The following is a 20563-nucleotide window of genomic DNA, read 5'->3' as shown; positions in this document are numbered from 1 at the left end:
ACTCAGCGGTCCCGCCCCGCGAAGGAGTAGACGACGCCGTCCTCCCTCCGCTCGGGCACGACCGGCACCGGGCGGCCGGTCCGCCACGACAGGTCCGCGGCGGTCGCCAGGTCGAACGCGGCGAGCGCGTCCAGGCCGGTGACGGCGGGCGCGGTGCCGTCGCGGGCGCAGCGGGCGAACGCCTCCAGCTCCTCGGCGTAGGCCAGCGGGTACCGCTCCTCGAAGTCGCGGTTGATCCCGTACGTCGCGCCGTCCGGCGTCAGCCACTGGTAGTGGCGGTGCTGCGGCCGGTCGATCCGCACCGTGGCCGCCCGGCCCATCACCTCGGTCGAGCACTCGTAGCCGTACCCCGCCGCACGGCTGTTGTCGATCACTCCGAGCGCACCGCTCTCGAACCTCAGCACGACCAGCGCGGTGTCGAGATCACCGATCTCGCCGATGGCGGCGTCGGCGATGGCCGTCCCGTACGCGGCGACCTCGACGACCTCCCCGACCATCCAGCGGGCGGTGTCCAGGTCGTGGATGGTCATGTCCACGAAGAACCCTCCGGATCCGGCCAGGAACTCCACCGGCGGCGGCTTCATGTCGCGCAGCGACGTACGGAACAGGTACGGCTCGCCCATCTCGCCGGCGTGGATGCGGCGGGTCGCGGCCACCCAGTCGGGGTCGTAGCGCCGGTGGAAACCGACCTGGAACCGCACGCCCGTGGCCGCGACCTCCTCGACGGCGCGTACGGTCGCGGCCCGGTCGAGGGCGATCGGCTTCTCGCAGAAGACGTGCTTGCCCGCCCGCGCGGCGCGGACCACCAGACCGGCGTGGGTGGCGGTGGGGGTGGCGACCACCACGGCGTCCACGGTGGGATCGCCCAGGATCTCGTCGGCGTCGGCGGTCCAGGGCACGTCGAACTCCGCGCCGGCGGCCTCGGCCATGCCGGCGTCGGCGTCGGCCACGACGGCCAGCTCCGCCGACCGGCAGCGCCCGGCCAGGTTGCGCGCGTGGACGCGGCCCATCCGGCCCAGGCCGATCAGGGCGACTCGCACCTTCGATCTCATCGGACTCCTCGGTCACTGTCAGGAGGACGCCGTACAGACTGACAGGTCAGGAGCCCGACGCGCTCCGCAGGCTGATGCGGAAGCAGGCGCCGCCCCGGTCGCCGCGCTCGTAGCGCACCTCGCCGCCGTTCGCGCGGGCGAGGCGGCGGACGATCCACAGTCCCAGCCCCGAGCCCTCGGTCCGCCGCTCCGCGTCCGGGTCCCGGGCGAAGCGGTCGAACAGGTAGGGGACGAACTCCTCCGCCACGCCCGGGCCGCTGTCGCTGATCCGCAGCTCGATCCGGCCGTCCTCCTCGGTCGCGCTCACCTCGATCGGGGGCCGGCCGTAGGCGAACGCGTTCTCCAGGCAGTTGACGAGCATCTCCGACATCTCGCCGCGGTTCACGTGCGCGACCAGGTCGGCGTCGCAGGTGACGGCCACCTCGCGGGCCCGCTCGCCGAACTCCGCCAGGTGTTCGAGAGTCAGTTCCAGGACGGGGACGCGTTCGAGCGGCGCCCGTACGGTGTCCTCGTCGATGCGCGCCGCGGTGAGGAGCTTGGCCACCATCGCCTGGAGGAACGCCGCACGCTCCGCGATGCGGTCGACGACGTCGGCCCTCCGCTCCGGCGTGAGCGTCGCGGCGGGGTCGCGCAGCACGTCGGCGAGCGTACGGATCGCCGCCAGCGGGTTGCGGAGCTCGTGGGCCACCACCGCCGCCGTCGCGTGCTGGCGCTCCAGCGCACGCGTCAGGTCCTGTTCGAGGCGGCGCCGGCGAGTGACGTCGCGCAGGGCGGCGACGTGGAGGCGCTCTCCGTCCAAGATCGTGCCGGTGACGCGCATCTCCACGATCCGCTCGCCGCCGTCGGGCAGCACCAGTTCCACCTCGCTGGCGCCGCCGGCGACGATCGGGAAGCCGAACGGGCCGCCCAGCAGGGCGTCCGCGGGGCGGCCGAACAGTTCCTCGGCGGCGGGGTTGCAGAAGCGGATGCGCCCGTCGTCGCCCACGAGGACGATGCCGTCCGCCGACGCCGAGACGATCGCCTGCCCGGCGTCCCGGCCGGTCCGCGCGGAGCGTCCGGACGTCGGGGCGCTCATGGGCCCGCCTGCTCTCCGCCCGCGGCGCCGGTGCCGCCCGCGGGCTCCCGTACGGCCGCGTCCGGCGCTGCCGGCCACGGCGGCTGCTCGGTCAGCGCGGCACTGCCGGACAGCACGTGCGCGACTCGCGGCAGCGGATCGCCGATGTGCATCCCGGCGTCGTCGATGGTGACCTGCCGGATGGCGTGGTCGTGCCCGCTGCCGCGCGCCTGGAGCACGGCGATCGCGCGCTGGATGTCGCCGATGCGCTCGACGTAGCGGAGCATGATGGTGACGTCGGTGACCCGGGCGATGTCGATCCCGCCGGACGGCGGCCCGCCCGGCGGTGACTGGCCGGTGTAGGCGGCCGTGATGAGCGTGGTGATCTCCCGGTCGCGGACCAGGGTCGTGAGCGCGATGACGAAGTCGAGCAGCGACCGCGTCGAGACGACCCGCTCCAGCGACGAGAGGGTGTCGATGACGAGGCGGCTCGGCGCGTAGTCGGCCACGGCGTGCCGCAGGTGCATGAAGTGCTCCTCGGGCGAGGCCGACTCGGGGGAGTCGGCGAACACCCGCAGCCGGCCCGCCGCCTCCATCGCGTCCAGGTCCAGGCCCCAGCCGGCGGCGTCGCGTACGAGCTGGTCACGGGTCTCGTCGAACGTGCAGTACAGGCAACGCTCGTCCGTGCCGGCCCCGCAGGCGAAGTTCAGGCCGGTGAGCGTCTTGCCGACACCGGCGGGCCCGGTGAGCAACGCGATCGCGTCCTTGAACAGGCCTCCGCCGACCATCTCGTCCAGCCCGGCGTTGCCGGTGGACACGCGGACCGTGGACGCCCGCGTCGGCGGACGGGCCACGCCCAGCGGGATGACGACGAACCCCTCGCGCGGGTCGATCGTGAACAGCCACTCTCCCGTACGGTGCGGCAGGCCGCGGAACTTGACGATCTCGACGGTCCGCCGCCGTCGCTCGTCCCGCAGGACGTTGCGGAGCACGACCACGTTGTCGAGGACGAACTCCTCGACCCCGTACCGGGAGATGCCGTCGTACTCGTCGCTCCGCTCGGAGGTGAGCACGAGCGTGACGCCGAGCGACTTCAGGCCCGCGACGATCTGGACCAGCTCACGCCGCATGACGCCGACGTCGTCGAAGCGGCCGATGATCGAGCTGAACGAGTCGAAGGCGACCCGCCGCGCCTCACTGCGGCGGATCGCGTGGTCGATGCGGGCCATCAGCGCGCCGAAGTCGTACGCGCCGACGGTCCTGACCGGCGCTTCCTCGCCGTCGAGCGGCGAGGCGTCGACGAAGGCCCACCGGCCCTCGCGCTCCCACGCCTCGACGTCGAAACCCACCGAGGCCGCGCTGCGCCGGATGGAGTCCGCGGTCTCCTCGGCGGTCACGAAGACCCCGGGCTGGCCGAAGAGCTGGATGCCGCGGGCGAGGAACTCGATGGCGAAGAAGGTCTTGCCGCTGCCGGTTGTGCCGGTCACGAGCGCGGGCCGGCCCTTGGGCAGGCCGCCCCCGGCGATGTCGTCGAAGCCGCTGATCCCGGTCGGCAGCCGCTCGATCGGCGCGCGTGCCGTCATCGCGATCCCTCCTCCAGCACCGGGCCGGGCAGCCCGAGCACGGCGGCCGCGCGTTCGTGGTCCGACAGGTCACCGACGACCCGCAGCTGCGGCGGCGGGGTGAGCCGGATGACGGTGGGGGTGGCGAGGATCCGGGCCTCCTCGGCCTGGTCGGGCCGCTCCGTGACGTCGATGATCTCGATCGCGTGGCAGGCCAGGCGCGCCTCGCACAGCAGCCGCAGGTTCGACTCGGCCGCCTGGGACCTGGCGGTCCGCCCGGCGACGTAGAGCCGGAAGGAATAGTCGATCATTGGTCCCCCCACGGCGGAGGAAGCGATCACCGGGCCGCGCTCAGGTTTCTCTCGCCGCGCTCGGCCACGGGAGGAGCAGCACGCCTGGGTACGCTGGGAAATGTCCTGTTCTCGGCCTACCCGCGCCGTACGGTCCGGACACCGGAACGGGCGTCGGCGGCGGTCACGGGCCCTCGGGAGGCGTGCCGATCATGGGCCGTGCGTTCGGATGACGCGAGTACTGCTCGTGGAAGATCAGCGAACCCTCGCCGAGGCCCTCGCGATCGCCATCGACGCGCAACCGGACCTGGAGTGCGTCGGCGCGGTGGGCACCGCCGAGGAGGGGCTGCTGCTGGCCCGTGAGCGGCATCCGGACGTCGTGCTCATGGACGTCCATCTGCCGGGCGCCGACGGCATCGACGGCACCCGGCTCATCAAGGCGGAGCGCCCGGACGCCCGGATCTTCATCCTGACCGGGGACGCCACGCCGGAGCTGTTCGCCGCGGCCTTCGCGGCGGGCGCCGCCGGGTTCCTGGCCAAAGACGGGCCGTTCCCCGACGTCCTCACGGCGATCCGCACGCCCCCGGCGGCACGGGCGATGGTAGCGGGCGGCACGTTCGCGGCGCTGGTCGCCGAGTTCCACCGGGCCGGGCACGCGCAGGCCGCCGAAGAGAAGCGGCCCTCCCTCACCCGGCGGGAGAGGGAGGTCCTGGCGCTGATGGGCCAGGACCTCGGCGCGCGGGCGATCGCGGCCCGGCTGGGCATGAGCGAGCACACCGCCCGCGACCACGTGAAGCACATCCTGCGCAAGCTCGGGGCGCACAGCCGCCGCGAGGCGGTCGCCGCCGCCACCCGCACGGGGCTGCTCCCCGCGGGTCGTCAGGGGCGTTCGGGGCGTTCGGGGTCGAGGGCGAAGGAGCCGGGCGCCGGGTCGCCGGCGCGCTCGTAGGTGTGAACGGTGACGCCGGCGCCGGTCGTCCGGGCCGCCACGTGACGCATGGTCGCGGGCATGACGCCGGGTCCGAAGAGGCGCCTGCCCCGGCCGGGCACCACCGGGCGCACGAACAGCCGACGGCTACCCGCTCGCGTCCGTGTCCCCGTCCGCCCGACCGGCCTGGCGGACCTCCGAGCCCGATCCGGGGACGCGCGGGCCCGGCCGCTCCGCCTGGGACCCGTCGTCGGAGGCCGCGGTCTTCTCCTCGGCCATCGGGTCGAGCAGGTCACAGGCGATCTTCAGCAGCCGGTCCACGTCCACGACGGGCTTTTGCAGGTACTCGTTCGCCCCGGCCGCGATGGCCTTCTCGCGTTCGCCAGGGATGGCCTTCGCGCTGAGCACGACGACCGGCAGGTCCGCGTACCGCGGTTCGGCGCGGATCGCCCGGATGGCCTCGTACCCGTCCATCACCGGCATCATGATGTCCATCAGCACCAGGGACACCTCCGGGTCGCGTTCGAGGGTCTCGATCGCCTCCCGGCCGTTCAGCGCGTACCGGACGGGCAGGCCGACACGTGCCAGCAGCCGGGTCAGCGCGATCACGATCCGGATGTCGTCGTCGACGATGAGGATCTTGCCGGACAGCATCCGCGCGGCGCGTTCGGCGTTCCACTCCTCCAACCGCGTCGCGGCGCGGGGCCGGTCGTCCCGCGACTGCCAGCGCATGGCGTCCGTGTCCTCCTCCTCGGCGCCGGGCTCCTCGACGCCGGGCCCCGGCTCGAGCTCGGCGATCCGGATCAGCGGCTCTCCGACCGTCGGATGGCCGTGGTGGACGACCGGGACGTACAGGGTGAAGGAGCTGCCGACGCCGGGCTCGCTCTCCGCGGTGATGCGGCCGCCGAGCAGCGACGCGAGCTCCCGGCTGATCGACAGGCCCAGGCCGGTGCCGCCGTACTTGTGGCTGCCGGCGCCGTGGGCCTGCTCGAACGCCTCGAAGATCGTGCCGAGCTTCTCGCGGGCGATGCCGATGCCGGTGTCCTCCACGGTGAAGGCGATGACCTCCCCGGCCTCGCGGGCGGCGTCGGTGGCGGCGCGTTCGACGCGGAGCGTGACCCGGCCCCGCGGCGTGAACTTGATCGCGTTCGACAGCAGGTTGCGCAGGATCTGCTGGAGCCGCTGCTCGTCGGAGAACAGCTCGCCGGGCGCGTCCTCGGCCACGTGCACCGCGAACTCCAGGCCGCGGTCGAGGGCGATCGGCCGGGACGTGGCGTTCACGTAGTCGAGCAGCGTGGCCAGCGGCAGCTTCTTGGGGCGGATGTCGAGACGGCCGGCCTCCACCTTCGACAGGTCGAGGATGTCGTTGATGAGCTGCAACAGGTCGGAGCCGGAGCGGTGGATGCTGGTGGCGAAGGTCACCTCCTCCTCCGAGAGGTTCTGCCGCGCGTTGTCGGCCAGCAGCCGCGCGTAGATCAGCATCGAGCTGAGCGGCGTGCGCAGCTCGTGCGACATGTTGGCCAGGAACTCCGACTTGTACTGCGACGAAGAGGCCAGCAGGGCGGCCTTCTCGGCCAGCTCGTCGTTGGAGTGCTGGAGCTCGGCCTGCTGCCGCTGCAGTTCGTCGGAGCGCTCCTGGAGCTGCTGCGCGAGGTTCTGGGACTCGGCGAGCAGCATCTCGGTACGGGCGTTGGCGAGGATCGTGTTGAGCGCGACGCCGATCGTGGTGACGAACTGGTCGAAGAAGGCCAGGTGCACGTCGGAGAAGCGGGAGAACGACGCCAGCTCGATGATGCCGAGCAGCGTGTCCTCGAACAGGATCGGGATGATGACGATGCTGGCCGGAGACGACTGCCCCAGCCCCGAACTGATCTTGATGTAGTCCGGCGGGATGTCCTCCAGGAGCAGCCGCTTCTTCTCTCGGGCGGCCTGCCACACGAGGCCCTGGGCCAGCGCTCCGCACTCGGCGGTGTCTCCGTCCTGCAGGCCGTACCCGGCGATCAGCGCGAGACCGCGCTCACGGCCGGCCCGGCGGCCGGGCCAGTCGCCGCCGGCCTCGGTGTCGGCGAGGAAGAACGCGCCGTACTGGGCGTTCACCAGCGGAGTCAGCTCCCGCAGGATCAGGTCGGCGACCTCCACCAGGTCACGGTGGCCCTGCATCAGGCCGGCGAGACGGGTCAGGTTGGTCTCCAGCCAGTCCTTCGCCCGGGTCGTCTCGCGGAGGTTGGAGACCATCAGGTTGATGTTGTCCTTCAGCTCCGAGACCTCGCCGTGCGTCTCGACCGTGATGTGGCGGGACATGTCGCCCTGGGCGACGGCCGAGGTGACCTCGGCGATCGCGCGGACCTGGGTGGTGAGGTTGCCGGCCAGTTCGTTGACGTTCGTCGTCAGGCGCTTCCAGGTGCCGTGCACGCCCTCGACCCGCGCCTGACCGCCCAGCCGTCCCTCGCTGCCGACCTCGCGGGCCACCCGGGTGACCTCGGAGGAGAACGAGGACAGTGTGTCGACCATCGTGTTGATCGTCGTCTTGAGTTCGAGGATCTCGCCGCGGGCGTCGACGTCGATCTTCTTGCCCAGGTCGCCCTGGGCGACCGCCGTCGCCACCTGGGCGATGTTGCGGACCTGCGACGTCAGGTTGGCGGCCATGAAGTTGACGTTGTCGGTGAGGTCCTTCCACACCCCCGACACCCCGCGCACCTGCGCCCGGCCGCCCAGGTCGCCCTCGGTCCCGACCTCACGGGCCACCCGGGTGACCTCGTCCGCGAAGGCGGAGAGCTGGTCGACCATGGTGTTCACCGTGGTCTTGAGCTGGAGGATCTCGCCCTGGGCGTCCACCGTGATCTTCTTGGACAGGTCGCCGTTCGCCACGGACGTGGTGACCTGGGCGATGTTGCGCACCTGCGAGGTCAGGTTCGAGGCCATGAAGTTCACGTTGTCGGTGAGGTCCTTCCACACCCCCGACACCCCGCGCACCTGCGCCTGCCCGCCGAGGTTGCCCTCGGTCCCGACCTCACGGGCCACCCGCGTCACCTCACCGGCGAACGCCGACAGCTGATCCACCATCGTGTTGATCGTCGTCTTGAGTTCGAGGATCTCGCCGCGGGCGTCGACGTCGATCTTCTTGCCCAGGTCGCCCTGGGCGACCGCCGTCGCCACCTGGGCGATGTTGCGGACCTGCGATGTCAGGTTGTCCGCCATGAAGTTCACGTTGTCGGTGAGGTCCTTCCACACCCCCGAGACCCCGCGCACCTGGGCCCGGCCGCCGAGGTTGCCGTCCGTGCCGACCTCACGGGCCACCCGCGTCACCTCACCGGCGAACGCCGACAGCTGATCCACCATCGTGTTGACGGTCGACTTGAGCTGGAGGATCTCACCCTGGGCGTCCACCGTGATCTTCTTGGACAGGTCGCCGTTCGCCACCGACGTGGTGACCTGGGCGATGTTGCGCACCTGCGACGTCAGGTTCGACGCCATGAAGTTCACGTTGTCGGTGAGGTCCTTCCACACCCCCGAGACCCCACGCACCTGGGCCCGGCCGCCGAGCCGCCCCTCCGTGCCGACCTCACCGGCCACCCGCGTCACCTCACCGGCGAACGCCGACAGCTGATCCACCATCGTGTTGACGGTCAGCTTGAGCTCCAGCAGCTCGCCGGTCGCCTCGACCGTCACGGACCGGGTCAGGTCGCCGCTCGCCACCGCCTTGGTGACCACCGCGATGTCGCGCACCTGGGCGGTCAGCCGGTCGGCCATCGTGTTGACCGCCTCGGTCACGTCACGCCAGCTCCCCGACAGCCCGCGCACCTTCGCACGCCCGCCGAGCCGGCCCTCCGTGCCGACCTCGCGGGCGAGGCGGGTCACCTCACCGGTGAACATCGACAGCTGCTCGACCATCTGGTTGATCCGCTGGCCGAGCCGGCGCAGGTCACCGCGCAGGGGGTGCTTGCCGTCGCCGGTGTCCATCCGCTGGGACAGGTCGCCGCCCGCGACCGCGTCCAGGACGCGGGTGGCGTTCGCCGTGGGGATCACCAGCGCGTCGATCAGCGTGTTCATCGACTCGACGCTCCCCGACCAGGCGCCGCCCGGCGCCGGGCACAGGCGTTCGTCCAGCCGGCCGTGGCGGACCACTTCGCGGGTCACGCGTGCCAGCTCGTCCGCGAAGTGCTGCTGCCGGTCGGCGATCTGGTTGAACGCCCGGGCCAGGTCCGCCGTGATCCCCTCGTGTTCGGCGGGCAACCGCACCCGGAAGTCGCCGTCGCGCAAGGCCGGCATCGCGGCCAGCAGCGGCCGGAGCTCGCTCACACGGATCCACCCGTCGCCGGGCGGATGATTCACTTCTTCTACGATCGTGCTCACCTGGATTTCCCCCCGTCACCGCCGGATGCCGGCCCCTGGGTTCCGTGGGCCTCACCGGCCGGATTCCGCCCGTACGGCCGGCACCCCGGTGCTCACCAGGGGCGCGTGATCGCGGCACGAGCCGGTGCGCCGGACTGACGTGATGTGGTCGGAGAGTGAGGCGTCGGCGGCGCCCATGTCCGCAGTCCGGCGGACGGAAACGGGCGGCCGTGACTTCCGGCCCCGCCCGGCAGGAACACGGGCGGGAGCTGAACGGTCCAGGCTGGGGCCTGAACGATGATGTTGTGGCGAGCCTGGCGTCGCCGTACGCGACATCCCCCGTCGCCGTACTGGTTTTGACCCTAAGTGACAAGTCGCTGGTTGGCGAATATGTCGCCGCAGATCTCCTCCAAAGGTGACACCACGGGATTACACCGTTACGGTCAGACATCACCGCTGGTCGTACGGTGGCGCGCGTAGCATGGAACCTGGTGATGCCAGTACGGGGACCATGACGTTCGCCGGGCCGGCGGCTGCGTCATGGCACATCCGGCAGGACATCGGCGGGCAGATCTCTTGGCCGGCGGTGGCCCGCCTCGTCCGCCCACCGATGGGCGGCGGGGAGTCGCTCGCCTCACGGCGAGGATCCGCTCACGTCGTCCCGCAAGCCGGGAAACGTCAGTGGACACCGCACTAGGAGAGTGGCGGCTCGTGCTCGAACCCGATGACCCGGAGCGAGGGCGTGTGGTCCTCGCCGACGACGACGTCCTGCTGCGTGAAGGCGTGGCGAGCCTGCTGACCCGCGCGGGCTTCGACGTGGTCGGCCAGGCCGGCGACGGCCGGCGGCTGCTCGAACTGGTCCGCGAGCACCTTCCCGACCTGGCGATCGTGGACGTACGCATGCCGCCGACGGGCACGACCGAGGGACTGCAGGCGGCCACGGAGATCCGCCGGCAGTTCCCCTCCGTGGCGATCCTGGTCCTGTCGGCGTACGTCGAGGTGGACCACGCCATCGAACTGCTGTCCGGCGGCGACCGCATCGGCTACCTCCTCAAGACGCGGGTCACCGACCCGTCGGAACTCACCGACGCGCTGAAGCGCATCCGCAAGGGCGGTTCGGTGATCGACCCGTACCTCGTCCAGCGGCTGTTCGCGGCCCACCGGCGCATCGACCCGCTGGCCAAGCTGAGCGCGCGCGAACGCGAGGTGCTCGCGCTGATGGCGGAAGGCCGGTCGAACGCCGGCATCGTCCACAAGCTGTGGATAACGGAGCCCACGGTGGAGAAGCACGTGCACAGCATCCTGACCAAACTGTGCCTGCCGGAGACGGACGCCGACCACCGGCGGGTCCTCGCCGTCCTCGCCTTCCTCAACGCCGGTTGACCTCCTGACGTCCCCGGCCCGCGGACAGCAGTTCACCGATCCGCGCGGTGGACACGGTGGTCTTGTCGAGGAAGCCGAACGCCGGATGAGCGGCGACGCTCGCGGCCAGCTCGTCCTCGGCCTGGGTCGACAGCAGTACGACCACCGGCGTCCAGCCCGTATCGGCGGCGCTCTCGTCGATGCGACGGGCGACGTCGAAACCACTCTCCGATCCCAGGCGGACGTCGATCAACACGACGTCGGGCCGGGAGTCGCGAGCGCGTTCGACCGCCTCCGCGCCGTTGGACGCCGTGCCGGCGACGACGGCTCCGCCGCGTTCGAGCAGGTGACCCATTGCGGTGCGGAACCCGGCGTCATCGTCGACGATCAGGCAACGCATGTCCATGCCCTCAGGATCCCGCCGCCGGCGCCGTCGCACATGGGGGCACGCCACCAAACTCGGATGGCGGGTATCCGTACCGACGCCACGAGGCCATGATCACCTGCTGGAGGCGTCGCGGATCAGGCGCGCGGACGTGCCGGTCAGCCGACCGGCACGCGCGACCGCCGGGCGGCGTCGGCGGTCAGTACCGCGTCGAGCAGGCCGGGGAAGAGCGCGTCGAGGTCCGCCCGGCGGATCGCGGTCATCTTGGCCGTACCCCGGTAGACCTGGTGGATCAGGCCGGCCTCGCGCAGCACCCGGAAGTGGTGGGTCGTGGTCGACTTGGTGACCGCCAGGTCGATGGCCGAGCACGGCGCCTCCTCCCCCTCGGCCAGACCGGCCAGGAAGCGCACCACCTGGAGGCGCACCGGATCGGACAGCGCGTGGAGGACGGCCTCCAGCCTGATGTCCGCGCGGGCGGGATGATCGAGGGTCCGGACGGTCACGGTCGAAGTCCCTTCGCAGCCGGCTCCGGCCATTGTACGCCGTAGTTCGATGTGTATCGTAGTTTGACAGTTGCCGTAATACGGCGACTCTCGTACTACGATTCCTGCTGAAGGAGCACGGCCGTGAGCGCACTGTTCGAGCCTCTGACCCTGCGCGACCTGCGGATCCCCAACCGGGTCTGGATGTCGCCGATGTGCCAGTACTCCGCGCCCGAGACGGGGCCGGACACCGGTGTCGCCGGCGACTGGCACTTCGCGCACCAGGCGGCGCGTGCGGTGGGCGGCGCCGGCCTGATCTTCACCGAGGCCACCGCGGTCAGCCCCGAGGGACGGATCAGCCCGGCGGACCTCGGCCTGTGGAACGACCGCCAGCAGCACGCGCTGGCCCGCATCACCGGCTTCCTCCATGAGCACGACAGCGTGCCCGGCATCCAGCTCGCCCACGCGGGGCGGAAGGCCTCGACCGACCGTCCCTGGCGTGGCGGCCGGGCCATCGCACCCGGCGACCCGTACGGCTGGCAGCCGGTCGCGCCGAGCCCGCGAGCGTTCCACGACGGTGACCCGGTGCCGGCGGAGCTGACGCGCGAGCAGATCCACCGCATCACCGGCGACTTCGCCGCCGCCGCCCGGCGCGCCCTGGACGCGGGCTTCCAGGTGATCGAGATCCACGGCGCGCACGGCTACCTGCTCCACGAGTTCGCCTCCCCCCACACCAACCGGCGCACGGATGAGTACGGAGGGTCGTTCGAGAACCGGACGAGGTTCGCGCTGGAGGTGGTCGACGCCGTCCGCGCGGTGTGGCCGGCCGAGCTGCCGCTGTGCTACCGCGTCTCGGCGACCGACTGGCTGAGCGAGAACCCGGAGGACGACCGCGAGGGCTGGACCGCCGACGACACCGTACGCCTGGCCAAGGAGCTGCTCGCCCACGGCGTCGACCTGCTCGACGTCTCCAGCGGTGGCATCGCCCCCGGGGCGCGGATCACCACCGGGCCGGGCTACCAGGTTCCGTTCGCGGCCAGGGTGAAGGCCGAGACGGACCTTCTCGTCGGCGCGGTCGGTGAGATCACCGAGCCGCGGCAGGCGGAGGAGATCATCACCGCCGGGCACGCCGACGCCGTACTGTTGGGGCGTGAGCTGCTGCGCGACCCGTACTGGCCCAATCGCGCCGCCCGGGACCTCGGTGCCGCCCCGTCCTGGCCCGACCAGTACCACCGCGCCGTCTGACCCGGCGCCCGGCACTCACTCGTACTGATCCGATGGCGTGGGGCATCGGGGGTGTTCCCCGGCCGGGGAGCCGGCCGGCCGCGCGTCCGTTGCTGTACCTGGACGTGGACGGCGTGCTGAACCCGCTGGCGCCGTCCGACCCGGCGCGGTTCGTGCGCCACGAGACCGGCGGACCGGCCGTACGGCTGTTCCCGGAGCACGGCGAGTGGCTGCGGGAGCTGTCCGCACGGTACGAGCTCGTCTGGGCGACGACGTGGGAACATCTCGCCAATGAGCACCTCGGCCCGCTGCTCGGTCTTCCGGAGCTGCCGGTCGTGGAGTTCTCCGCGTACCGGCGCCGGCGTGACGATCCGAGGTTCGGCGTCCTGCAGCTCTTCGAGACGCGCAAGTGGGCCCCGATCCTCCGCCATGCCGACGGCCGTCCGTTCGCATGGGTCGACGACGTCATCCCGCTGAGGGTCCGGCGCCAGGCATGGCCGTACCGGGGGATCCTGCTCGTTCCGGTCGACCCGGACGACGGTCTGACCCGCCGGCACGTGAACCGGCTTCTGTCCTGGCCCCGGGCCGCCTCGGCAACGCGCTGACACTCCCCGGCCGGCGTATCCGCGACCCCGACGCCCAGGCTCGAACCGATCCGGTGCCCACACTCATGACCTCTGCGGTTCGGCGGGTGGGGGTGGCCGGTGGTCTCTCATCGGAGTTCGGCGGTGGTGATGAGGCGGAGTTGGGCGTCGACCCAGGTACGGGTCATCGCGTCCGCGTCGCCGGTCCGGCAGGCCGTCAGGAAGGCGGTCGCCGTGTCCGCCGTCGCCGTCAGGCCGACCCGGCGGAGTTCGGCGGCCGCCTCCTCGATCCTCCGGTGGACACCCGGTGTCGCATGGCGCAGACCTCGGTGGGCGATCTCCGCGAAGCCCGTGAGCGCGGCCTCCAGCGCCGTGTCCAGCCGGTCGCGGGCGGTGGGCATCTGGACGGCCAGCTCACCGTCGCCCTCCCCCGGAGCGAGGTCCGGCACCGTGATGCCGCCGGCGCCGAGAACCGCGATCGGGTCCATCAGCAGGGCGCCCCGGCCGCGGCGCAGGAACCCGGTGATGAGGCGGGGGCCGTCACCCAGCGCGGCGGCGAGGGCGTCCAGGGCTCCGGGACAGTGCGCGCGGTACTCCGCCGCGACCGTGGCGGTGCCTCCCGCCGCGTCGGCGATCACGGCGTCCAGCCGCTGGTCGCCCGGGTGGTAGCCGATCTGGCGCACCTCGGCGACCTCGACGACCCGTACGTGCTCGGCCGCCACACGGGGCCGGATGAGCCGGGGCGGCAGTTCTTCCAGCGCGCGGGAGGCGGCCGCCAGGTCGCGGACCATCACCGGTTCGGGCAGCCGCGACCAGGCGTCGCCCACCGGCATGACCGTCGTCTTGGCGATCCGGCCCTGGGCGATGTGCACGACCCGGCTGGCGCTGCGCGAGGCGGACTCCGAGACCAGGTTCGCCACGGCCAGGGCACCGAGCGACGTGCCCGCGACCCGGCGCCTGGTCAGTTCGTGGCCTGTCGGCTGCTCCTCCGGCGGTACGTCCCAGCGCCGCCGGAGCACCAGGACCGTGCCGTCCCCGGCGTGCGCGAGAAAGACGTCGGCGACGCGCTCGTCCACAGTGCCGCCGACGCGGCAGCCAAGGCTTACGAGCCGTACGCGCCGCAACGGTGTCCGCCCTGGTTCCCCGGCCCCCAGGATCTGCGAACGCAACCCCCCAGCGGCAGCCGCACGCCGGCGCGCGTGCAGCTCGGTGAGCAGCTCGGCATAGCGCTCCGCCGCGTAACGCGCGCCCCGGGCGGCGTACGCGTCCAGCTGCTCGGCGAGATCATCCAGCGCCCCGGCGGGCCAGTGCAGCCCCTGCTCACCAACGGTCCGGCGCATCCGGCGCAACGCCGCCCCGAGAACGGGACCGGCATGCATGGCCCCCTCGGCCAGCAACTCGGTGGCAAGCTCGACCGCGGACTCCATACCGACGTGAACCCGAATCCCGCCGCCCGACCGGGCACCAGATCCGACGTCGTCCTCGGCCCCGCGGGCATCGCGAGGCCCTACTGCACCGCCCACTCCTGCCGCACCGCCAGGCCCTGTCTCCCCGCCCTCCGGCGCCCCGGCCCGACCACCGGACTCCGCCACGCCGCCTTCCGGCACCCCGACCCGACCACCGGACTCCACCACGTCGGCGCGTCCCGGCGCGGCCTCACCGCCCTCCGGCACCCCGGCCGAAGCACCCGAATTCACCGCAGCGGCGTCCCCCGGACCCGCCCCATCACTCTGCCGCGGCTCGGACCCGCCGCCGGAAGCCACCACATCGGCTTCCGACGCCTCGGCCTGGTCAGCCGACTCCGGCGCACCGCTCCGCGGCCGCTCGGGCCCGTGGTCCGGCGGCGCAGCACCGGCCTTCGGCGTATCGCCCGGTGTCTCTTCCGGGCCGCCCAGGTCGAGGCGGACGTCGCGCTCGCCCGGGGCGCGTTCGTCTGCTTCGCGGAACGCCCAGATGGCCAGCACGATCGCCTCGTCGTGGTCGGGGCCTACCGCATCGGTGTGGGCGTATCCGAGCTCCCCCGGGACCAGGAACCGTACGGTGCAGGTCGCCAGCTCGACCCACGGCGCCGGCGTGTCCCGGTGGACGTGGGCGTAGTAGCCCGCGGTGCGCCGGCGGCGGGCGGCGGTCACCGTTCGGGCGCCCAGCACCTGGCGGAGCGTCTCATCGTCGATGCTTCCCGGCGACCACTCCTCCGCCGGTCCGGACTCAGCGGACTCCGTCTCGCGCTGGTAGGCGAGGACCAACCCGACCCGGTGCCGGCAGACACCCGTCGCCGGGCATGTGCACGAGGCCGTGTCGAGCCCGGCGCCCACCGGGAAGACGACCTCGACACCGTCGGGGAACCGCCCGCGTACGGCGCCGTCCGCGTCGGTCGACAGGGTCGGTACGGCGCCGGCGTCCAGCTCTCTGGCCGCCCGCTTGACCAGTCCGCGGTTGGCCAGCGCCACCAGGGCGTCGGTGTCGAGGGCGAGCAGGTCGGCGCGCGTCATCGGCCGATCCGTTCGGCGACGAAGGCGGCGAGCTGCCCCGGTGTCATCGCCCCGACGTGGGCGCCGACGTCGGCGAGCCGCTGGGCCAGCGCACGGTCGTAGGAGGGGTTGGCCTCCTCGTCGAGCGCGGCGAGCCCGAGCACCCGGGTGCCCTGCTCCGCCAGCCGGGCCACGGTGCGGACGAGCCGGTGTTCGTCGCCGCCCTCGTAGAAGTCGGTGATGACGGCGAGGATGGTGCGGCGCGGGTTCTCGATCAGGCCCGCGCCGTACTCAACCGCGCGTGCGATGTCGGTGCCGCCGCCGAGCTGCACCTTGAGCAGCAGCTCGACCGGGTCGGTGACGTCCGCGGTCAGGTCGACCACGCTGGTGTCGAACGCGATGAGGTGGGTCTTGAGGCCGGGGAGGTTCCACAGGCAGGCGGCGGTCACGGCGGAGTGGATCACCGACCCGACCATCGAACCGGACTGGTCGACGATGAGCACGAGCTGCCACTGTTCGAGGTGCGGGCGCACGCGGGAGACGAACTTCGGGTGCTCGATCAGGATCCGCCGCTCCTCCGGCTGGTAGTGCGCCAGGTTGGCCCGGATCGTGCCGCGGAAGTCGAAATTGCGCGCCTGCCGCAGCCGGCTCGGCCTCCGTGAGCGGGTGCCGCTGAACGCCTGCCGTACCTCGGGCGCGATCCGCTTCATCAGGTCACGTACGACGTCCTCGACGATGCGCCGCGCGAGCCGGAGGACCTCGGGGTTCATCAGGTGCTTGGTGCGCAGGACGGCGCGGAGCAGGGTCGGGTTGGGCTCGACGCGGGACAGGACGTCGGGGTCGGTGACCACCTCGTGGATCTGGTACCGCTCGACGGCGTCGCGTTCGAGCCGCTCGATGGTCTCCCGGGGGAACAGCCGGTGGATGTCGTCGAGCCAGTCGACCGTGGTCAGCGCCGAAGGCCCGGACCCGGCCTGACGGCCACCACCACGCCGTACGCCGCGGCGGGCCAGGTCGGGGTCGCGGCCGTAGAGCCAGTCCAGCGCCCTGTCGCTCGCGACGGCGTCCCCCGTCAGGCCGCCCGTACACGTCTCGGCGGGCGCCCCGAGCACGAGCCTCCAGCGTTCGAGCCCCGGATCGAGCGCGGTCACGTGACCTCCCCCGCCGGAGGCATCCACCCTCGGAACCGCCCCCTCGATCCCCTCACCCCGCTCGCCCACCGCACCTCCTCCGCCGGGGCCGGCCACCACCGCAGCCGCGCCCTCCACCTCCTCATCCCGCTCGCCCGGCACCTCTCCTCCACCGGAGCCGGCCACCGCCGGAACCGCGCCTTCGGTCTTCTCGCCTCGCTCGCTCATGGCAGCAGTCCCTCTCCGGCGAGCAGTCGGCCCGCCCGGTCCTCGAGCGCCTTCGCCTCCGCGATCAGTGGCGGGTCGGCCGTCGTACGGAGGAGTGCACGGGCCGACCCGGTGAGCCGACGGCGTTCGAGCAGCCGCCGGGCGATCAGCTCCCGCTCGCGCGGCGGGAAGTAGGCGAACGCCTGCCGGAGCGCGGGCAGCCCGGCCAGGAAGTCCGGCATCGTGGTGATGAGGTCGTCCAGCACCGCGAGCACACCACCCTCGGCATCCCCCGCCCCATCGCCCCCGGCCGACCCGCCTGCCTTCCCCGACCAACCCACCCCGGCCGACCTCCCGGCCTCCCCCGACCAACCCACCCCGGCCGACCTCCCGGCGGCGAGGACCTCGTCGCGGGCCAGGGCGAACAGGCCCGCCAGCCAGTCGCCGAGCGTGTCCGCGCCGGCGGCGCCGCGCAGCGCGCGTACGGGGTCGACGGAGGCACCGAGCGACCAGCCGAACCCGAACGCCGCGCCGCGCAGGTCGGGCGGCGCGTCGCGGTCGGCGCCGATGCGGGCCATGACGTCCAGGGCGGCGTCTCTGCCGGTCGAGAGCACCTCGTGGGCGTGCAGGAGGGCGTCCCTGGTGGCGGTGACCGCGCGCAGGCGGGCCAGGTCGGCCGGGGCGGGGCCGCCGTGCACGCCCTCGGCGAGCCACAGCACCCGTGTCACCGCACCGTCGATCACCGCGGCGTACATCGGGCTGCCGGCGGTGCCGAGCACGCGGTCGTGCCGCCAGAGGCCGAGCACCGTGGCGAGCGCCTCACCGAGCGGACCCAGTTCGCGGGCGCCGGCGATGTTCGCGGCGATGAGTTCGGTGATCTGCTCGGACAGGTCGGTGACGCCGCACAGGGCGGCGTCGAAGAGCAGTGCGGCGAGGGCGCCCGGATCCGTCCCTGCGGCGGCGACTCCCTCGGCGAGCACGGCGGTCGCGGCGTCACGGAGCGTGCCGCCGTACGCCCCGGCCTCGATGAGCGCGGGCGTGCGCGCCTCGTGGTCGGTGAGTTCCCAGCGCTCGTCGAGCACCGGGTCCGCGCCGGAGGCCGGCCCGGATACCCGCGTGTACCCGGGTATGCCCAGCACCCGCAGGCGGTGCAGTACACGGGCGCGGATGAGATCGCCGCCGTCGCTGAGGTCCAGCTCGACCGTGCCCGTACGGTCGAGGCCGAGACGCGTCAGCTCGGCCTCGACGGCGTGGACGAGCGGTGGCGCGGGCGTGTCCGGGTGCAGGCGGCCGGTCCGGTCGCCGCTCAGCGCGGCCACCATCTCGGCCACGACCGGATGGGCACCGGACGCGAGCGCCCCGCGCCGGGTCCACGGCAGCGGCTGGTCGAGATCGTCGGAGACGAGCGCGCTGACCAGCCCGTCGAGGATGTCCGTACGGGCCGGGTGCGGGTGGCCGCGCAGCCGTGCGAGCCCCGCGGACAGAGTGCGGGCGGCGATGAGGTCGGCGGTCGAGACGGCGACACCGCGCCTCCGCAGCCTCGTCGCGACCGCCTCGACCAGGCCGTCCGCGGCGGCGTCCGCACCCTGTTCCCACAGCCGCTGGTAGTACTCGGGCGACGGCATGCCGGACTGGTATCCGGAGAAGGCGTCGAGCCGCCGGAAGGAGTAGGGCACCAGGTAGCTCCCGGCCACGGCCCCTGCCGCCGGGCGGGGAATCTCCGGCCAGCCACCACCCGCCTCATCACCACCCGGCTCAGCCACGAGGCGGCGGAGGGCGGGGCGGTGGAAGCCGCCGGTGACCACGACGACCGGGCGGTCTCCCGCGGCGGCGGCGGCCGCGCGTACCCAGGCCGCCATGTACGCCTCACGTGCCGTATCGTCCTCTCCCGCCTCCGTGTCGCCGCGGACGAGGTCGAAGTAGGTCGCGAGCCGTTCGTCCAGGCCGTCGTCGGGTTCGACCTCGACCAGGCGGTCCCACAGGGCGTCGACGTTGTCCACGGCGAACGCCCGGCAGAGGCGGTCGGCCACGTCGGCGTAGCGCTGCTCGGCGTCCGCGTACCGGTTGCGGCGGCCGGCCAGCGCCGGGTGCCAGGCGGGCAGGTCGATGAACCGCAGCTCCGCGCCGTGGGCGCGGCCCACCGTGAGGGCCACCCATTCGGGCGAGTAGGCGCAGAACGGCGCCCACGACAGGTGGGAACGCTCGTCGTCGCGGTAGTGGCTGAAGATCGCGATCGGGAGTTCGTGCCCGAGCAGCAGCTCGTCGAGCCGGTCGTTGACGTCGGCCGGCCCCTCGACCAGGACGTACGCGGGCCGCAGCGCCTCGATGGTGCGCTCGACCAGCCGGGCGCAGGCCGGGCTGTGGTGCCGGACCCCGATGAACGTGACGGGCATCAGCCGGGCAGCAGGTGCCGGGCGTCATGCAGGGCCCGCCACTGGTCGCCGCGCCGCCGGGGCACCTGCTGTTCGAGGTAGCGGCGTAGTCGTGCCAGGTCGTCGGCGCTGTCCTTGGCCGCCGTGCCGGCGAGGCAGGCGACGATGTCGGCCGCGGTGCCCGGCTCTCCGCGCAGGAACCAGCCGCGCAGCCCGACCGCGTGGGCCACCGACACCGTCTCCGCGGTGCTCATCATGGTCGACAGGCGGTCGGTGGGCGCACCGTCCGCGGCCGTGCCGGCGCGCAGCTCGCGGAAGGTGGTGACCAGCACCTCCAGTACGTCGCGACGCGGCGGCACGGTGACGCCGGAGGCCTCCAGCAGTGCCCGCGCCTCGGCCTCGACCAGGTCGAGCTCGGTGGTGAAGTCCGCGATCGGGAACACGGTCTCAAAGTTGAAGCGGCGTTTCAACGCCGCGCTCATGTCGTTCACGCCCCGGTCGCGCGTGTTGGCGGTGGCGATGATGTTGAAGCCCTGGCGGGCGAAGACCATGCCGTCGGCGCCGTTCAGCTCGGGGATCGCCAGCACGCGTTCGGACAGCGGCGACAGCAGCGAGTCCTGGACCTCCAGCGGGCAACGGGTGATCTCCTCGAACCGTACGATCTTGCCCTCCGCCATGCCCGTGAGCAGCGGCGCCGGGACGAGCGACCGCGGCGAGGGACCTTCGGAGACGAGCAGCGCGTAGTTCCAGGAGTACTTGATCTGATCCTCGGTGGTGGCCGCGCCGCCCTGGATGGTGAGGGTCGAGGTGCCGCTCACCGCGGCGGCGATGAGCTCGGACAGCAGCGACTTGGCGGTGCCCGGCTCGCCGACCAGGAGCAGGCCGCGGCTCGTGGCCAGGCTCACCAGCGCGCGATCGATCAGCGAGGGGTCGCCGACGAACTTGCGGCGGATCCCGCGCCGCTCGTCGCCGACGATGAAGGCGCGCGCCGCCTGGAGGCTGAGCGACCAGCCCGGCGGCCGGCCGCCCCGGTCGTCGTCGCGCAGCCGGGCCAGCTCGTCGGCGTAACGGATCTCCGCGGGCGGGCGCTGGAAGGTCTCTTCGGTCGTCATTCGGGTGCTCCGGGGG

The 20563-nt window shown here is 72.7% G+C and carries 15 protein-coding genes; 4 read left to right on the top strand and 11 right to left on the bottom strand.

What is annotated here, in order from left to right; translation table 11 throughout:
* Nucleotides 1-2: 2 nt before the first annotated feature.
* Genes OG417_RS11150 through OG417_RS11135 form a run of 4 tightly spaced genes read right to left on the bottom strand, consistent with a single transcriptional unit; the run spans nt 3 to nt 3979 of the window.
* Nucleotides 3-1052 carry a Gfo/Idh/MocA family oxidoreductase gene (locus tag OG417_RS11150; protein WP_329253690.1) on the bottom strand — a complete coding sequence of 350 codons (1050 nt, stop codon included), beginning with the start codon at nt 1050-1052 and terminating at the stop codon, nt 3-5.
* A gap of 46 nt (nt 1053-1098) precedes the next feature.
* Nucleotides 1099-2127: a PAS domain-containing sensor histidine kinase gene (locus tag OG417_RS11145; RefSeq protein ID WP_329253686.1), complete on the bottom strand. Its 1029-nt coding sequence runs from the start codon at nt 2125-2127 to the stop codon at nt 1099-1101.
* A complete protein-coding gene (gene kaiC, locus OG417_RS11140; protein ID WP_329253682.1) occupies nt 2124-3689 on the bottom strand; it encodes a circadian clock protein KaiC in 1566 nt (521 codons plus the stop codon). The genes OG417_RS11145 and kaiC overlap by 4 nt, the downstream gene beginning before the upstream one ends.
* Nucleotides 3686-3979: a circadian clock KaiB family protein gene (locus OG417_RS11135; RefSeq protein WP_329253679.1), complete on the bottom strand. Its 294-nt coding sequence runs from the start codon at nt 3977-3979 to the stop codon at nt 3686-3688. Before OG417_RS11135 ends, kaiC begins: the two co-directional genes overlap by 4 nt.
* 226 nt (nt 3980-4205) lie before the next feature.
* Between OG417_RS11135 and OG417_RS11130 the strand changes: the two genes are divergently transcribed.
* Nucleotides 4206-4907, top strand: coding sequence for a response regulator transcription factor (locus OG417_RS11130; protein ID WP_329253676.1), 702 nt, complete (start codon nt 4206-4208; stop codon nt 4905-4907).
* A 126-nt stretch (nt 4908-5033) separates the two neighbouring features.
* On the opposite strand, the gene OG417_RS11125 is transcribed toward OG417_RS11130, so the two are convergent.
* Nucleotides 5034-9155 carry a HAMP domain-containing protein gene (locus OG417_RS11125; protein WP_329262234.1) on the bottom strand — a complete coding sequence of 1374 codons (4122 nt, stop codon included), beginning with the start codon at nt 9153-9155 and terminating at the stop codon, nt 5034-5036.
* 744 nt (nt 9156-9899) lie between these two features.
* Between OG417_RS11125 and OG417_RS11120 the strand changes: the two genes are divergently transcribed.
* On the top strand, nt 9900-10601 hold the full coding sequence (locus OG417_RS11120) for a response regulator transcription factor (protein ID WP_329253673.1): 702 nt from the start codon (nt 9900-9902) through the stop codon (nt 10599-10601).
* On the opposite strand, the gene OG417_RS11115 is transcribed toward OG417_RS11120, so the two are convergent.
* Together OG417_RS11115 and OG417_RS11110 are read right to left on the bottom strand one after the other, a co-directional pair.
* Nucleotides 10588-10986: a response regulator gene (locus OG417_RS11115; protein ID WP_329253670.1), complete on the bottom strand. Its 399-nt coding sequence runs from the start codon at nt 10984-10986 to the stop codon at nt 10588-10590. The genes OG417_RS11120 and OG417_RS11115 overlap by 14 nt on opposite strands.
* 137 nt (nt 10987-11123) lie before the next feature.
* A complete protein-coding gene (locus OG417_RS11110) occupies nt 11124-11468 on the bottom strand; it encodes an ArsR/SmtB family transcription factor (RefSeq protein WP_329253666.1) in 345 nt (114 codons plus the stop codon).
* A gap of 123 nt (nt 11469-11591) precedes the next feature.
* Here OG417_RS11110 and OG417_RS11105 point away from each other — a divergent pair, with 123 nt between their 5' ends.
* Both OG417_RS11105 and OG417_RS11100 read left to right on the top strand, forming a co-directional pair.
* A complete protein-coding gene (locus OG417_RS11105; RefSeq protein WP_329253662.1) occupies nt 11592-12692 on the top strand; it encodes an NADH:flavin oxidoreductase/NADH oxidase in 1101 nt (366 codons plus the stop codon).
* Nucleotides 12693-12724: 32 nt separating this feature from the next.
* Nucleotides 12725-13276, top strand: a complete 552-nt coding sequence (locus tag OG417_RS11100; protein ID WP_329253660.1) for an HAD domain-containing protein — start codon at nt 12725-12727, stop codon at nt 13274-13276.
* 107 nt (nt 13277-13383) lie between these two features.
* On the opposite strand, the gene OG417_RS11095 is transcribed toward OG417_RS11100, so the two are convergent.
* From OG417_RS11095 to OG417_RS11080, 4 genes are read right to left on the bottom strand one after another with little or no spacing between them, the layout of a single operon-like run.
* A complete protein-coding gene (locus OG417_RS11095; protein ID WP_329253656.1) occupies nt 13384-15747 on the bottom strand; it encodes a hypothetical protein in 2364 nt (787 codons plus the stop codon).
* Entirely contained in the window at nt 15744-17084 is a 1341-nt protein-coding gene (locus OG417_RS11090) for a VWA domain-containing protein (RefSeq protein WP_329253654.1), read from the bottom strand. Before OG417_RS11090 ends, OG417_RS11095 begins: the two co-directional genes overlap by 4 nt.
* Nucleotides 17081-19456, bottom strand: coding sequence for a DUF5682 family protein (locus OG417_RS11085; RefSeq protein ID WP_329253651.1), 2376 nt, complete (start codon nt 19454-19456; stop codon nt 17081-17083). The genes OG417_RS11090 and OG417_RS11085 overlap by 4 nt, the downstream gene beginning before the upstream one ends.
* A complete protein-coding gene (locus OG417_RS11080) occupies nt 19456-20547 on the bottom strand; it encodes an ATP-binding protein (protein WP_329253649.1) in 1092 nt (363 codons plus the stop codon). Before OG417_RS11080 ends, OG417_RS11085 begins: the two co-directional genes overlap by 1 nt.
* Nucleotides 20548-20563 lie beyond the last annotated feature (16 nt).

This window comes from Actinoallomurus sp. NBC_01490, from assembly GCF_036227085.1.
Lineage (GTDB): Bacteria > Actinomycetota > Actinomycetes > Streptosporangiales > Streptosporangiaceae > Actinoallomurus > Actinoallomurus oryzae.
Note: the sequence above shows the minus strand (reverse complement) of the source record. Positions and strands in the feature narration are given on the sequence as shown.

Excerpts from the sequence above, each read along its gene's own strand:
- OG417_RS11095 (WP_329253656.1), bottom strand. The coding sequence starts at position 15,747 with ATGACGCGCGCCGACCTGCTCGCCCTCGACACCGACGCCCTGGTGGCG.
- OG417_RS11145 (WP_329253686.1), bottom strand. The coding sequence starts at position 2,127 with ATGAGCGCCCCGACGTCCGGACGCTCCGCGCGGACCGGCCGGGACGCC.
- OG417_RS11100 (WP_329253660.1), top strand. The coding sequence starts at position 12,725 with ATGGCGTGGGGCATCGGGGGTGTTCCCCGGCCGGGGAGCCGGCCGGCC.
- OG417_RS11080 (WP_329253649.1), bottom strand. The coding sequence starts at position 20,547 with ATGACGACCGAAGAGACCTTCCAGCGCCCGCCCGCGGAGATCCGTTAC.
- OG417_RS11135 (WP_329253679.1), bottom strand. The coding sequence starts at position 3,979 with ATGATCGACTATTCCTTCCGGCTCTACGTCGCCGGGCGGACCGCCAGG.
- OG417_RS11085 (WP_329253651.1), bottom strand. The coding sequence starts at position 19,456 with ATGCCCGTCACGTTCATCGGGGTCCGGCACCACAGCCCGGCCTGCGCC.
- kaiC (WP_329253682.1), bottom strand. The coding sequence starts at position 3,689 with ATGACGGCACGCGCGCCGATCGAGCGGCTGCCGACCGGGATCAGCGGC.
- OG417_RS11115 (WP_329253670.1), bottom strand. The coding sequence starts at position 10,986 with ATGGACATGCGTTGCCTGATCGTCGACGATGACGCCGGGTTCCGCACC.
- OG417_RS11125 (WP_329262234.1), bottom strand. The coding sequence starts at position 9,155 with ATGCCGGCCTTGCGCGACGGCGACTTCCGGGTGCGGTTGCCCGCCGAA.
- OG417_RS11150 (WP_329253690.1), bottom strand. The coding sequence starts at position 1,052 with ATGAGATCGAAGGTGCGAGTCGCCCTGATCGGCCTGGGCCGGATGGGC.
- OG417_RS11090 (WP_329253654.1), bottom strand. The coding sequence starts at position 17,084 with ATGAGCGAGCGAGGCGAGAAGACCGAAGGCGCGGTTCCGGCGGTGGCC.